This is a genomic window from Polaribacter sp. AHE13PA, assembly GCF_019278505.1.
Lineage (GTDB): Bacteria > Bacteroidota > Bacteroidia > Flavobacteriales > Flavobacteriaceae > Polaribacter.
This window is the reverse complement of record NZ_CP058985.1, coordinates 2180112-2195064: the sequence shown is the minus strand read 5'-3', so window position 1 is coordinate 2195064 and position 14953 is coordinate 2180112. Positions and strand designations below refer to the sequence as shown.

Below are 14953 nucleotides of genomic sequence, written 5' to 3'. Positions count from 1 at the left end.
CTAATTCATAAACCTCAAAGTTTTTAAAACCTTTGAGGTTTTGCAATATAAAATGGTTTAATTTTTTTGATATCTGTTCATTGAATGAGTTTCTTGAAAATTTTACTAAAGATAAAGCTATTTGCTATTTTAGGATTACAAATAGTTGGCAAACAAGTTTAGCCCCGATTGCAGCAATTGTTTGAGCTCTTTTTTATTCTTTTTCGGAATAAAAAAAGCGAGTGCGGAAAGCGGGATTAGCTTCCAATAAAAATGATTATTTTTGCCAATAATAAAAAGAATAAATAGTTATAAAAACACATATTTTATGAAAGCATATATTTTTCCGGGTCAAGGAGCGCAATTTACAGGAATGGGATTGGATTTATACGAAAAGTCTGCATTAGCGCAAGAATACTTTGAAAAAGCAAACAAGATTTTAGGCTTCTCGATAACAGATATTATGTTTGAAGGAACGGCGGAACAGTTGAAAGAAACGAAAGTTACGCAGCCGGCAATCTTTTTACACTCGGTAATTTTAGCGAAAGTTTTAGGTGATTCTTTTCAGCCAGAAATGGTTGCGGGACACTCTTTGGGAGAATTATCTGCCTTAGTAGCAAACGGTGTTTTAACTTTTGAAGATGGTTTAAAATTAGTTTCTAAACGTGCTTTGGCAATGCAAAAAGCATGTGAAGCTGCACCAAGTACCATGGCGGCAGTTTTAGGATTGGAAGACAATGTAGTAGAAGAAACTTGTGCAGAAATTGATGGAGTAGTGGTGGCTGCAAATTACAATTGCCCAGGACAGTTAGTGATTTCTGGAGAAGTTGCTGCAGTAGAAAAAGCTTGTGAAGTTTTAACTGAAAAAGGAGCAAGAAGAGCGTTGTTGTTACCTGTTGGTGGTGCGTTTCACTCGCCAATGATGGAGCCTGCAAGAGCAGAATTAGCAGCTGCAATTGAAGCAACTGTATTTAGCGAGCCTACTTGTGCAGTATACCAAAACGTAGTTGCCAAAGCAGTTACGAGTCCGGATGAAATTAAAGAAAACTTAATTGCTCAGTTAACGGCTCCTGTAAAATGGACGCAATGTGTGCAAGCAATGATTGCTGATGGTGGAACTGAATTTATTGAGGTTGGACCAGGTAAAGTGTTACAAGGTTTAATGCGTAAAATTGATAGATCTGTTGCTGCTTCTGGCGCTGCATTGGCTGAATAGATTTTAATGAAATATTTTATATAAAAAAAACGAACTTATGAGAGTTCGTTTTTTTTGTGGCCGAATTTTCGGTTTCGTTAACGTTGTTGTATAAGCTTTGTTGCGTTGTTTAAGCAGTGAATTTACTAAATAAAGCACGAACGGCGAAATTCCGGAGGAATTTCCCAAGTGAGCTAAAACCAGCAATAAAGTTTATACGGTGTTGTACATAGTTAATTTTTTGTTTTCAACATTTTGTCAATTTTCAATCTCCAAAATTTTATTAATTCATTTTTTTCTAAATCTGTATTATATAGAGAATCTTCCATTATATTCAATTCTGAATATATTTTGTCTCCAATTTTTTCTAAATCTGAAAAGTATTTATCTTCATCAAATTTAATTTTGTCAATTTCCTTATTAAATTTTCGGGCATAATTTTCATAAAGGTCAAACCTCAATTTTTGGAATTCAATTTCATCTTTAAAATTCAAAGTATCTTTTACCCAAGATTTATTTTTGTCAAAATATGCTTTAACTTCTGCATCTTTCAAGTTTGTTGATTTAAGATAAAGACCGAAATAAACCCAAATTTCAGATTTCGAATTTTGGTCAATTTGAGCTTTAAAATCAGAAGGTTTTAATTCAACGTTTTTTTTCCAAAAAATAGCGTGTTTTGATAATAAATAACCTCTTATCTGTACATTGAAGTTCCAATATAAAATTCCAATTAATATAACTGAAGATATTACAATTAAGAGGTTTTTCGGTTTTTTCATAATTATGTACAACTCTAATGATATGAAATCGTTTCAATGTTTTATATCAGAAGTTAACGAAGTTAGTTTTTTAGAAGGATAGAAACAAACTAAATTAGTTTTTAATGTATTTTTTTTTAAGTTAAGTATTGTAATAAAAAATATAAAAAAAGCCCCAATTTCAATTTTGAAATTGGGGCTTTTCTATAAAAATATATAAAACTAATTCTTGATTTTCTCAGCTCTTTTGTTCAATAAAATTGGTTCTCCATAACCAAGTTCTTTCATTCTTTCTAGTTGAGTTTCTGCATCACCTACAACTAGCCAAATCATTTTAGTAGGACTCACATATTTGTTAGCCAACTCTGTAATTTGTTCTTTGGTCATGTTGTTAACCGTATTTTCTTGGCCTTTTACATAATCTGCACTCCAACCATAGTCACTAATATTAGACAACATATTTAGTTTTGCTCTAGAAGTTTCAAAAGCTCGTGCGTTACTTTTAATTAAGAAGCTTTTTGTGGTTTCTAAATCTTTGTCAGAAAAAGTAGTTGGGTATTCTTCTAAAATTTGCTTTACCAATTGAGCAGATTCTAAAGTAACATTAGAACGTACACTACTAGAAATGGTAAAAGCACCTTTTGCTTTTGTACCAGAAAATCCAGAACGAACTCCGTACGTATATCCTTTTCCTTCACGTAATTCTTGTGTTAAACGAGAAGCAAAACCACCGCCACCTAAAATATAATTCATCACAGAAGCTGCGTAAAAATCTTTATCCGTTGCAGCCAAAGCTGGAGCACCAAATTGTAAAACAGATTGTTTTGCATTCGGAATATCATAAAAATAAACAGCAGGACTTGTTGGTGTGTCTGGTGTTTTATAAGTTGGGATGGTAACTTCTTTAGCTTTCCAATTAGTATTTAAAGTTTTTAAAGAAGCAATTACTTTTTCTTTAGAAATATCACCTACAACCAACATTTTAGCTACAGAAGGAGAAATGTAATTATTGTAATAAGCTTTTAAATCTTCTATAGAAATTGTTTCTACGGATGCTGTTGTTCCTAAAATATTTTTAGAACGGATGTTTTCTTTTCCGTAAATTAACTCGTTATAAGCATTTCTTGCTACAGAATTAGGGCTTGCTTCTTGCTGACGTAAATTAGCAATAGTTGCTTTTTTTAGTAAATCGAATTCATTTTCATCGAACCTTGGTTCTAGTAAAATTTCTTGTGCTAAAGCTAATGTTTTATCATAGTTTTTTGCTAAAGTTGTTCCGCTTAAAGTAATGTTTTCAACATCAGAATACACATAAATAGAAGCGCCTAATTCTTGAATAGCTTCTTCTAATTCTTTTACGCTTTTGTTTTTAGTTCCTTTATTTAATAAATCTGCAGTTAAGTTAGCAACCCCTAATTTATCCATAGATTCTAATAATTGGCCACCATCAATTGTAATATTGAATTGTACTAAAGGCACTTCGTCATTTTCGATACCAAAGATTTTTAAACCATTTTCTAAACTACTTTCATATACTTCAGGAACTGCTAAAGACGGAGTTTCGCCGTAAGGAGGTTCTACGCTTCTGTCAAAAGAAGAAGGTGTTTTTTTGTAAGTTGCTGCAATTTTAGGATCGAATTTTTCTTCTGCACCTATTACAATTTTTTCTTCAACAACATCAGCTAAAATAGCGCCTTGTAACGCTAATTCTACAGAGTTTTTAGGAACAAAACTTGTAGCAACATAATTTTTGTTTTTGATGTATTTGTTATAAACACGCATTACATCTTCTGTTGTTACTGATAAGGTGTTTTTAATATCTTTTGTTACAAATCCAGGATTTCCTGTATAGGTGTTATAAGAAGCTAAACCAGTTCCTTTACCTAAAACGCTAGACAAACTACTGTAAAAACGTGTTTCTTGTCCGGCTTTAATTCTGTTTAAATCTTTTTCTGAAATTCCTTCTGCTTCAAATTTTGCAAATGCTTTTTCAATTCCTGCTTTTACATCGCCTAGCTTTACGTTGTTAAAAGCTCTAATAGAAATTTGTGTTTCTCCGGCTAATTCAGCATTTCTGTTAAACATACCTGTTCTAGAAGTCAACTTTAAATCGTCAATTAAAACTTGATTAAAAGGAGCCGATTTTCCGTCTGTTAAATATTGAGACAAAACATCTAAAGCATAAGAATCTGGGTGGTATTGTTCTACTGTTGGCCAAACCATTGTTAATTGCGGAACTCTAGCAAAATTATCTTCGTAATATAAAGACTTAATTTGGTCTACTTTTCCTGGTCTTTTTTCAAGTGTAGGAATTTCATCTCCTCTAGGGATTTCATCAAAATATTTATGAACCCATTTTGTAGCTTGTTCAATATCAATATCACCAGACAATACTAAAGTTGCATTGTTGGGTACGTACCATTTTTTAAAAAATGTTTTTACATCATTTAAAGTTGCGTTTTGTAAATCTTCTAAAGAACCAATTACTTGCCAGTTATAAGGGTGGTCTTTTGGGTATAAGTTTTTACCAATTACATATTGGTTATGTCCGTATGGTCTATTATCGTAACTCTGTCTTTTTTCATTTTTAACAACTTGTTTTTCTTTTGCTAAAACAGGATCTGTAACCGTGTTTATAAAATAACCTAATTTATCGGCTTCTGCCCAAATCATTTTTTCTAAACCATCTTTTGGTACCGTTTGTAAGTAGTTTGTACGGTCTCTAGATGTAGATCCATTTGCACCAGAACCTCCAATTCTTGCACTCATTTTGTCTAATCCACCTTTTCCTAAATTTTCTGATTCTAAGAATAGTAAATGTTCAAATAAATGTGCAAAACCTGTTCTACCTTCCACTTCTCTTGCAGAACCAACATGCACCATTAGTTCTACAGCCACAACTGGGTCTGATTTATCTACATGAAAAACAATATCTAAGCCGTTTTCTAGTTCAATTTTTTCATAATTGATGCTCAGTTCTGGTGTTTTTTCCTCGGATGATTTTTTACAACTTAATAAGCAAGTTGTTGCTAAGAATACAAGTAATATTTTTTTCATTTTGGTTGATTTTTAAGCTTTTAAAAATACTATTATTTATTGATGGGTATGTTTTTGTGTTGTTAAATATAATGCAAAAAAAAATCCTAAACTTTAGTTTAGGATTTTGATTATTATTTTGATAAAAGACAGTCTTCACAATCTTTAATTTCACCGTAATATGTTTCTCTATATTTATGTACAGTTTCTATAGGTATAATATTAAATAGTGTTTTTTTAATGTAAGTTACATTGGTGTGTAATTTTCCCATTTTGGGCGTAAATCGTTTTTCTAAGCGTGTTTTTCTTTTAATTTTAATCAGTTTCATGTTTTCTAGTATCATTAATAAATCGGCTACAAAGTTATCGGGAATTGAAAGGGCAGTCTATTTATAACTGTTAAAATCCGACAAAAGGGTGAAGAAACATGAATATGTAAAACATTACAAGAAGGTTTTATGGATATGATATTCTAAGGGTGATATAATTATCATATAAAAACATTAAAAAGCAGAAAACTGATTGAAAAGCTTGATAATTACTTGTAATTAATGGTTTTTGTTTCTTGTTTGGGTGAATTATGAACGGTTTCTGTAAGTGTGCTAAAACTTAGCTATAAATTATTTGTCAAAAAATCAATCGGATTTAGTTAGAGGTTTTTTTCTCTACTCTTGTTTTTTTTTATGATCCTACTTCATAAAAGAGGGGATTGGTGTACCGATTAAATACTCTAAACCTATAAATTAAGCAGCAAATACTAACGTAGTTAATTGTTTACAGATAATAAGTTACGCGTTATTCATTCTCATAATCATGTACAAATGTGATGAAAGGACTGCTAGCCATTAAGTTTGGATTTGTTCCTTCAATTCCTTCAGGAATTGGCTGATTGTGTGTTTCGTAGTACTTTACCCAACTAGGCATTGGGTTTCCTGTGCTGTCGTTAAATGTCATTGGATGCGTAAGAAAAGGAATAGAGTCTTTAGGCAAGTCTTGAGAGGAAAACATTTTATAAACTAATTCGGAACAATAATAAGAATTATCATCCCATAAAAAAATCTCATCATAAGGTGTATTTATTCTTTCAATACCATAGGCTATCGCCTTAGAAATATAAGGTTGGTAATAGCTATCTAACCTTGCAACTGTGGTTTGAGATTTGTTGAGTTTATTTTTATTTCTATTCAAAAATTTTTGCAATGGAGTTTGACGAATACCTTTTTTTGGAATCGCTTCTACTACAAACCATTCTTTATTTTTTTGCATTGCTATACCAACATGCGAATAATTTTTAGAAACTGTAGTTGCCGTTACGTTTTTAATAGCATTATCTATTTCACCTGTTCCCGTATTTTGAAATAGTAGATCTCCTTGTTGCAATTCAAATTTATTCTTTTGATTACTGCAACTGAATAAAATTAATGAGAGTATAAGAAAAGGGTAAGTCTGATTTAATATTTTATTCATGATTTTTTATTGTTAAATTTAGGAATAGCAAAATTACAACGAACTAAATAGATCTAGAATTATTTGAGATTTTTATTTTAAAATTAACCAAACCAAACCAAGTATGTTTCCTCTATTTTTTAAACTAAGGTTTACAACTTGTTTGATATTCTAAACCTCCGTATAGTTCTTCCCTTGCCAAATATTTTCTATCTCCAGTTGTTTGTCAATTTGGGCAACCATTTCAAAGTTTTTAAGTCCGTTCCATTTTGGCGCAATTAGTAAATCTATTGGTGCTTGACTGATAAAACGCTCTATAACAATATCTGGTCTTAATAAAGTAACAAATTTGGTTATAAAGTCAATATAGCTTTCTGGTGTAAAAAGATTAAAATCTTTCGGGTTTCGTTTATATTGAGAGGCCATGATAGATTGCTTTACAATCTGTAAATGGTGCAGTTTTAAAGTGTCTATAGGTAGTTTAGAAACTTCAATAGCATGGTTGAGTAAATCTTCTTCTGTTTCTCCGGGTAAACCGATAATTAAATGAGCTCCCAAATGAAAACCCCTGTTTTTACATTTATTAAAAGTAGCAATACTATCATCATAAGAATGACATCTGTTTATTTTTTCTAAAGTTTTGTTCGAAGTGCTTTCTACTCCGAATTCTAGAGAAATAAAATATGTTTTTGATAAAAAGGATAAGTAATCTATCACTTCATCAGAAATACAATCGGGTCTTGTTCCGATAACTAAGCCAATTACATTGGGAACATTTAACGCGTCCTCATACATTATCTTTAAAGATTCAAAATCTGAGTAGGTGTTTGTATAAGCTTGAAAATAAGCTAAATATTTTTGCGTTTTGTATTTGGTAGAAAATCGAGAAATACCTTCTTCTAATTGTTGTTTTACACTTTTGTTAGGTTCACAATAATCTGGGTTAAAGGTATTGTTGTTGCAATAGGTACAACCTCCATAACCTTTAGAACCATCTCTATTCGGACAAGAGAAGCCAATGTCTAAAGATATTTTTTGAACCCTTTCTCCGAAGTTAAGTTTTATAAAGGAGGAGTAATCTAAATAGCGTTTCCCTGAAATTTTCATGAAAAGTAAGTTTGATTAATTATAGCATTAATCTATTGAACATTTTAGTTTCTATATGAGTTCTCTGCACGATTTTTTATAAAAATCACTCGAACTGATATTTCTAAATTTAATTACATTAGGTAAAACCTATGTATGTTTAGGTTTTTTAATTCGCTGTTAAAAAGAACAGAAGTATTCTAAAGCAAAAAAAAAACTCCAATCGGTAAAGATTGGAGTTTTTAAGAATTTTATTTTTGAGCTAATTGCCATTTCCAAGAAGACGCTAATGCTTCTTCTAAAGTTTTTTCTGTTTTCCAGTTCAACTCTTTGTTTGCAATAGTGGTGTCTGCAAAAGCAGCAGTAATATCACCTTCTCTTCTAGGAACAATTTTATAATTCAAAGGTTTTCCAGAAGCTTTTTCAAAAGCTTTAATTACTTCTAAAACAGAACTACCTGTTCCTGTACCTACGTTAAAGTACTCAAAAGCCTTTTTATTGTTCTTTTTAATCAAACGCTGTAATGCAGCAATGTGTGCTTTTGCTAAATCTACTACGTGAATATAATCACGAACAGCTGTTCCATCTACGGTATCATAATCATCACCAAAAACAGACAATTCATCACGCATACCGGCAGCGGTTTGTGTAATATAAGGTATTAAGTTTTGAGGAACACCTAAGGGTAATTCTCCAATTTTAATAGATGGATGCGCTCCAATTGGATTAAAATATCTTAAAGCAATAATATTTAAACCATGTGCTCTACTCGCATCACTTAAAATTTCTTCGCCAATTTGCTTGGTGTTTCCGTAAGTAGATTCTGCTGCTTTTACAGGTGCATTTTCTGTAATTGGCAATTCATCTGCTTGTCCGTAAACAGTACAAGAAGAAGAGAAAATAAAGTTATCTAACTTTCTGTCTCTCATTTCTTGTAATAAATATACTAAAGAACCTAAGTTGTTTTCGTAGTAATCTAAAGGTTTGTGCATGCTTTCTCCAACCGCTTTAAAAGCAGCAAAGTGAATAATACCGTCTACTTTGTTGTTTTCGAAAAAGCTTTTTACATCACTTTTAATTCTTAAATCGATTTGATGAAAATCTGGCTTAATATCTGTTATAGATGTAATGTTGTCTAATACACCAATAGATGTGTTCGATAAATCATCGATAATTACTACTTCAAAACCTTCGTTTTGTAATTCTACAACGGTGTGAGAACCAATAAATCCTAATCCTCCTGTAACTAATATTCTTTTCATTCTGTTTTATTTATGCATTATTAAGAGGAATTATAATGCAGTAATATGTTTGGTTATTATAAGATAACAATGTTGTTTTTCCTCTAAATAACAATGCTGTCCTTTTTAGTTTACAAAATCTAAAATAGTCTTTGTAATAAACTCTAATTGTTCTTTGTCTAGCTCTGTGTGCATTGGTAAAGAAATTACTGTTTTTATCAATTCATTAGTAACTGGAAAATCACTTTCGTTGTAACGAGTATCAGCATAAGCTTTTTGAGAATGTAAAGCTACTGGATAGTATATCGCATTCGGAATTCCGCTGTCTAACAAATGTTTGTGCAATGCATCTCTTTTTCCGTTTGTAATTTGTAACGTATATTGATGAAAAACGTGACAATCACAAGTATCACAGATTTCGCCACATGCACTTGTTGTTGGTGTAATAATATGTTCTGAAACTGATAATGCTTTGTTGTAAAAACGAGCAGCATTTCTTCTTGCTTCACAATAAGTATCTAAAAGTGGTAATTTTGCTTTTAAAACTCCAGCTTGTATAGAATCTAAACGAGAATTTACCCCTACTACATCATGGTAATAACGTGTGTACATTCCGTGATTTACAATACCTCTAATGGTATGAGCTAATGCATCATCATTTGTAAAAATTGCACCACCATCTCCGTAGCAACCTAAATTTTTAGATGGGAAAAAAGAAGTTGTTCCTACGTTTCCAATAGTACCTGCTTTCTTTTTTGTTCCGTCTTTAAATGTGTAATCTGCTCCAATTGCTTGTGCATTGTCTTCAATTACAAAAAGATTGTGCTCTTTTGCAATCTCCATTACAGCATCCATATTTGCTACTTGTCCGAATAAATGAACAGGTACTATGGCTTTTGTTTTTGGAGTAATCGCTCTTTTTAAAGCTTCAATATCTATGTTGTACGTTTCTGCATCTACATCCACTAAAACAGGAGTCAGTTTTAACAATGCAATTACTTCTACAGTTGCTGCAAAAGTAAAATCGGCAGTTATTACTTCATCACCTTGTTCTAAACCTAGTCCCATCATTGCTATTTGCAATGCATCTGTTCCGTTTGCGCAAGGAATTACGTGCTTTACACCTAGATATTTCTCTAAATCTGCTTGGAATTCATGAACTAAAGGTCCATTTATGTATGCTGAAGTATCTAAAACTTGTTCTATAGAAGAATTTACAGCTTCTTTTATTTGTTGATATTGACCTTGTAGGTCAACCATTTGAATTTTTTTCATATAAAAAATTTTGCTCATCAAAAATACGAACTTACTTTCATTTTCTTTGTAGTTATCCGTAAATAATAATTCTGTTATCTTTGAAAAAAATCAATTTTATGAAGTTTTTAGGACGTTTTTTTAAAATTCTGTTAATTCTTGTAGTCTTGCTAGTGGTTTCTGTTTGGTTGTACTCTAGAACGTATCATCCAAAATATTCTGGGGAGTTAGAATTGAAAAATATTTCTAAAGAAGTAACGGTTTATTTTGATGATATTGGTGTGCCTCATATCAATGCTCAAAATCAAGAAGATGCTTATGTTGCCTTAGGGTATGTGCATGCACAAGAAAGATTGTGGCAAATGGAATTAATGCGAAGAATTGCGTCGGGAAGATTGTCTGAAATTTTTGGAAAGGACTTGGTGACCGTAGATCAATTTTTTGGAGGATTAGGAATTGAAGAAGCTGCAGAGGTAACTATTGCTAGTTTAGATAAAACGACTCAATCTTATATTTTAACCCAGTCTTATTTAGATGGAATTAATCAATATATAAAAGAAGGAAAAACACCTTTAGAATTTACGTTGGTAGGAGTGGATAAAGAGAAATATACAATGAAGGATATTTATAATGTTTTTGGTTATATGTCTTTTAGTTTTGCTGTTGCTCATAAAACAGATCCTTTATTAACTGAAATTAAAGAAAAACTTGGGGATTCTTATTTAAATGAATTATTGAGTATTAATAATGAGTATTTAACAATTAACAGAACAAGTATTCCAACTAAAGTTGAAGCAACATTTTCTAAATCAGTAGCTGCTATTATGGATGATTTACCAGTTTCTCCTTTTATAGGTAGTAATTCTTGGATTTTAGGTCCAGAAAAAACGAAGAACGGAAAAGTGATTTTTGAAAACGATCCGCACATTGGATTTTCTCAACCTTCAGTTTGGTATCAAAACCATATAAAAACACCAGATTTTGAAATTTATGGATTCAATATTGCCTTAATGCCATTTCCTTTATTAGGACATAATAGAGAATATGCCTATGGTTTAACCATGTTGGCAAATGATGATTTAAACTTTTATGTAGAAGAAAATAATCCTGCAGATGCAGCACAATACAAAACCGTAGATGGTTATAAAAAATATGAGTTTAGAGACAAAACGATTCGTATAAAGAATGAAGAGGATACTACTTTTCAAGTTAAAGTAAGTAAGCACGGACCTATAATGAATAATTTAATAACGCATATTATAGATGATAGGCCTATTGCTATGAATTGGGTGTACACGCAATTGCCTAATGAAATGTTAGATGTTTCTTATAAAATGTCTCATGCAAACTCTATGACAGATTTTAAAAGTGGAGTTGCTAGAATTCACGCACCAGGATTGAATGTAATGTATGGTGATGCAAAAGATAATATTGCTTGGTTTTCTTCGGCAAGATTGTACCAGTTAAGAGATAGTTTGTCTTCTAAGACTTATTTAAATGGAGCTTCAGGAAATGATGAGATTTTAGAATTTTTACCTTTTAAAGAAAATCCGAAAGCTATAAACCCAAGTTGGAATTATGTGTATTCTGCCAATAATCAAGTAGATTCTGTAAGAGGAAAATTGTATCCTGGTTATTATCAGCCGCAGGATAGGGCTAAAAGAATTGTAGAATTATTAGATAAAAAGAATGATTTTACAAAAGAAGATGTTGCGAATATGACTTATGATGTTAAATCGTCTACAGTGTCTAATATTATTCGTGATTTGTTAAAAAGTGTAAATAAATCTGATTTGTCTGCATCGGAAAGAAAAGCATTTTCTGTTCTTGAAAATTGGGATGGCAACTATTTAAAAACAGCTGTGGGTCCAACAATTTACAATCGTTTTTTATACGAGTTTTTAAGTATGACTTATAAAGATGAATTGGGTGATAGTTTCGATTTATTTATCAATTCGCAATTGCAGGATGAAGTATTGCCAAATCAACTAAATAGAGAGCATTCTGTTTGGTGGGATAATATTTCTACGAAAGATAAAGTTGAAGTGAAAAGTGATATCATACAGGCGTCTTTTAAAAGTGCTTTTTCATTTTTAGAAAACCAGTTAGGTGAAAATGTAGAAAATTGGACTTGGAACAGAGTAATCTCTGTAGAGTATGAGCATGCTATAGGTAAAGCCGGTGGTTTGTTGCGTAAACTGTTTAACTTAGGTCCTTATGAAACTATTGGTGGGAATGAAGTGATAAATAATCAGATTTTTAAACTAGATAGTACTGGATATTATAAGGTAACTGCCGGACCATCTACAAGAAGGGTTATCGATTTTTCTGATATAGAAAATAGCTTAGCAATTATTCCTACAGGGCAATCTGGTAATGTGTTTAGTAGGTATTATAAAAATCAAACTAAAAAGTATTTACAAGGGGAGTTTGTAAAAATGAAATTGAATCAAACTGAAATTGAACAGAGTAAAAATGTATTGATTTTTAAGCCGATGGAATAGTTTTCTGTTCTTCATTATCTAAAAAAAATCGAAGAAGAAAATAAAATAATAGTTTTGTTATTTCGAACTTTTGGGAGAAATCCCTTAAAATTAGGTAGGTGTTATCATTGCTATGAGATTTCTCTTATCGTCGAAATGACAATTGGAGTTGAAAATAACATCTAGGGGTATTTTAAGAAATAAAAATTACAAACAAGCGTTCCAAATAACCTCTTTTGGAGTTGGTGCAGTAACGGTAACTTGTTCTTTGGTTACTGGGTGTATAAATTGAATTTTGCGAGCATGTAAATGAATACTTCCATCTTTGTTACTTCTATCAAATCCGTATTTTAAATCTCCTTTAATAGGGCTACCAATATTAGATAATTGCGATCTAATTTGGTGGTGTCTTCCAGTTTCTAAATCAACTTCTATTAAAGAATAGTTATCTAGTTTTTTAATCACTGTATAATGAAGAATTGCTTTTTTACTTCCGTCAATTTCTTTGGCGTAAGCTGTAGATTTATTATTCTTCGGATTCTTCTTTAAGAAATTAATTAAAGTGTCTTTTTCTTTCTTCGGACGGTTCTTTACTACTGCCCAATACGTTTTATTGATTGTTTTTTCTCGTAACATCTTATTAAGACGTTCTAGAGATTTAGATGTTTTAGCAAAAATAATAATACCAGAAGTGGGTCTGTCTAATCTATGTACAACACCTAAATATACGTTTCCGGGTTTGTTATACTTGTCTTTAATGTATTCTTTTACAACATCACTTAAAGGTTTGTCTCCTGTTTTATCACCTTGTGTAATATCGCCTGCACGTTTATTTACAATGATAATGTGGTTGTCTTCAAATAAAATTTGTAAATTTTCTTTAGTAGAATGCATTTTTGATTATTTAAAATCTTTAGCAACATCTTCATTCACTCCATCAATAAAATCTAAAAACTCTTCTCTACCAAGTCCGGTTGAAGAAGATGTAATAAAAGATTTAGGAAGCGTTTCCCAAGTGTTTAACAATTTCTTTTTATAAGAAGTAATTTGTTTGTTCAGTTTAGAGCTTCCTAATTTGTCTGCTTTCGTAAAAGCAATGCAAAACGGAATTTGGTTTTCGCCTAAAAATTTCATGAACTCTAAATCAATTTTTTGAGGATCATGTCTAGAATCGATTAAAACAAAAGTACATACTAATTGCTCTCTTTCTTTGAAGTAGTTCTCTATAAAAAACTGAAAAATAGTTCTTTTCTTTTTAGATACTTTAGCGTAACCGTAACCAGGTAAATCTACTAAAAACCACTCATCATTTATTTTAAAATGATTAATAAGTTGTGTTTTACCAGGTTTTCCAGAGATTTTTGCTAAATCTTTACGCTCCATCAACATGTTAATTAATGAAGATTTTCCAACGTTAGAACGTCCAATAAAAGCATATTCTGGCATTCTTTCCTGTGGAGCCTTCGTAACATTACTGTTGCTCATTACAAAATCTGCAGATCTAATTTTCATTATATAGTATAAGGTTCTTTAATTTTTATAATATTTCTCTGCGAGAATTATATGTTTCTAGAAGTAAGCCAAGTATGAAGAATTGTATTAAATTCTTCTGGTTTTTCCATCATTGCTGCATGTCCACATTTATCAATCCAGAATAAGTCTGAGTTCGATAAAAGTTTATGAAAGTCTTCGGCTGCTTCAGGTGGTGTAACACCGTCTTGTTTTCCCCAAATTAAACATGTTGGATGTTTCATGTCGGGTAAATCATTCGCCATATTATGTCTTATGGCACTTTTGGCAATAGATAACGTTTTTAAAGCTTTCATTCTGTCATTAACAGTACTGTAAACATCGTCTACTAATTCTTTCGTTGCAATTGCAGGGTCGTAAAAAACTTCTCTAGCTTTTTGTTCTATATATTCGTAGTTTCCTCTTTTAGGAAAACTATCTCCCATCGCTTTTTCATACATTCCAGAACTTCCTGTAAGTACAAGCGCACTTACTTTTTCTGGATAGTGTTTTGTAAAATACAACGCTATGTGTCCTCCTAAAGAATTTCCTAAAAGAATGGCGTGATCTATATTTTTATGTTCTAAAAATTCTTTTAAAAACTTCGCTAAGTTTTTAACATTCGTTTTTATAAGGGGTAATGAGTATAAAGGTAATTCAGGTATTAAAACCTTGTATCCGTTATTGGAAAAATGATCAAATGTGGAGTCAAAATTACTTAAAGCACCCATTAATCCGTGTAAAATAATGATTGCAGGTCCTTCTCCAGCTTCTGCATATGTAAATTTCCCTTCCTCTGTTAACTTATCAGTCATTAATTTTTAATTGGCTTAGAAGCAAATGTAATTCTTTTTTGCGAAATAAATATCGTTTTCGGAAACGACTATTTTTAAAATAAAATAGATTCTAACTGCAATGAATTGTTAATAAAAGCGTTATTTATTAACAAAGTGGTAAAATGTGGTA

General features: G+C 31.3%; 12 protein-coding genes. 2 read left to right on the top strand and 10 right to left on the bottom strand.

All coding sequences use genetic code 11. The features are described 5' to 3' along the window. Positions 1-307: 307 nt before the first annotated feature. On the top strand, positions 308-1195 hold the full coding sequence (gene fabD / locus H0I28_RS09640) for an ACP S-malonyltransferase (protein WP_218754299.1): 888 nt from the start codon (positions 308-310) through the stop codon (positions 1193-1195). A gap of 212 nt (positions 1196-1407) precedes the next feature. Here the strand turns inward: fabD and H0I28_RS09635 are convergent, their stop codons facing one another. The 7 genes from H0I28_RS09635 to H0I28_RS09605 all read right to left on the bottom strand — a co-directional run bounded on the left by H0I28_RS09635 (position 1408) and on the right by H0I28_RS09605 (position 10016). Further along, positions 1408-1953 carry a hypothetical protein gene (locus H0I28_RS09635; protein ID WP_218758962.1) on the bottom strand — a complete coding sequence of 182 codons (546 nt, stop codon included), beginning with the start codon at positions 1951-1953 and terminating at the stop codon, positions 1408-1410. A 201-nt stretch (positions 1954-2154) separates the two neighbouring features. Next, a complete protein-coding gene (locus H0I28_RS09630; RefSeq protein WP_218758961.1) occupies positions 2155-4989 on the bottom strand; it encodes a pitrilysin family protein in 2835 nt (944 codons plus the stop codon). Between the two features lie 113 nt (positions 4990-5102). Further along, entirely contained in the window at positions 5103-5297 is a 195-nt protein-coding gene (locus H0I28_RS09625; RefSeq protein WP_218731254.1) for a hypothetical protein, read from the bottom strand. A 466-nt stretch (positions 5298-5763) separates the two neighbouring features. Further along, on the bottom strand, positions 5764-6435 hold the full coding sequence (locus H0I28_RS09620) for a YiiX/YebB-like N1pC/P60 family cysteine hydrolase (protein WP_218758960.1): 672 nt from the start codon (positions 6433-6435) through the stop codon (positions 5764-5766). A 150-nt stretch (positions 6436-6585) separates the two neighbouring features. Beyond that, positions 6586-7521, bottom strand: a complete 936-nt coding sequence (locus H0I28_RS09615) for a TIGR01212 family radical SAM protein (RefSeq protein WP_218758959.1) — start codon at positions 7519-7521, stop codon at positions 6586-6588. 230 nt (positions 7522-7751) lie between these two features. Beyond that, positions 7752-8762 carry a UDP-glucose 4-epimerase GalE gene (gene galE / locus H0I28_RS09610; protein WP_218758958.1) on the bottom strand — a complete coding sequence of 337 codons (1011 nt, stop codon included), beginning with the start codon at positions 8760-8762 and terminating at the stop codon, positions 7752-7754. A 105-nt stretch (positions 8763-8867) separates the two neighbouring features. Next, positions 8868-10016: a DegT/DnrJ/EryC1/StrS aminotransferase family protein gene (locus H0I28_RS09605; protein WP_218758957.1), complete on the bottom strand. Its 1149-nt coding sequence runs from the start codon at positions 10014-10016 to the stop codon at positions 8868-8870. A 98-nt stretch (positions 10017-10114) separates the two neighbouring features. Between H0I28_RS09605 and H0I28_RS09600 the strand changes: the two genes are divergently transcribed. Continuing rightward, positions 10115-12499: a penicillin acylase family protein gene (locus H0I28_RS09600; protein ID WP_218758956.1), complete on the top strand. Its 2385-nt coding sequence runs from the start codon at positions 10115-10117 to the stop codon at positions 12497-12499. Positions 12500-12685: 186 nt separating this feature from the next. Here H0I28_RS09600 and H0I28_RS09595 read toward each other — a convergent pair whose 3' ends face one another. The 3 genes from H0I28_RS09595 to H0I28_RS09585 are packed head-to-tail and all read right to left on the bottom strand — an operon-like array spanning position 12686 to position 14802. Continuing rightward, positions 12686-13372, bottom strand: a complete 687-nt coding sequence (locus H0I28_RS09595) for an RluA family pseudouridine synthase (protein WP_218754292.1) — start codon at positions 13370-13372, stop codon at positions 12686-12688. Positions 13373-13378: 6 nt separating this feature from the next. Further along, the gene (yihA, locus tag H0I28_RS09590) at positions 13379-13990 is read right to left on the bottom strand and encodes a ribosome biogenesis GTP-binding protein YihA/YsxC (RefSeq protein WP_208890089.1); all 612 of its coding nucleotides are present in this window, start codon (positions 13988-13990) and stop codon (positions 13379-13381) included. Positions 13991-14037: 47 nt separating this feature from the next. After that, a complete protein-coding gene (locus H0I28_RS09585) occupies positions 14038-14802 on the bottom strand; it encodes an alpha/beta fold hydrolase (RefSeq protein WP_165732491.1) in 765 nt (254 codons plus the stop codon). Positions 14803-14953: the final 151 nt, after the last annotated feature.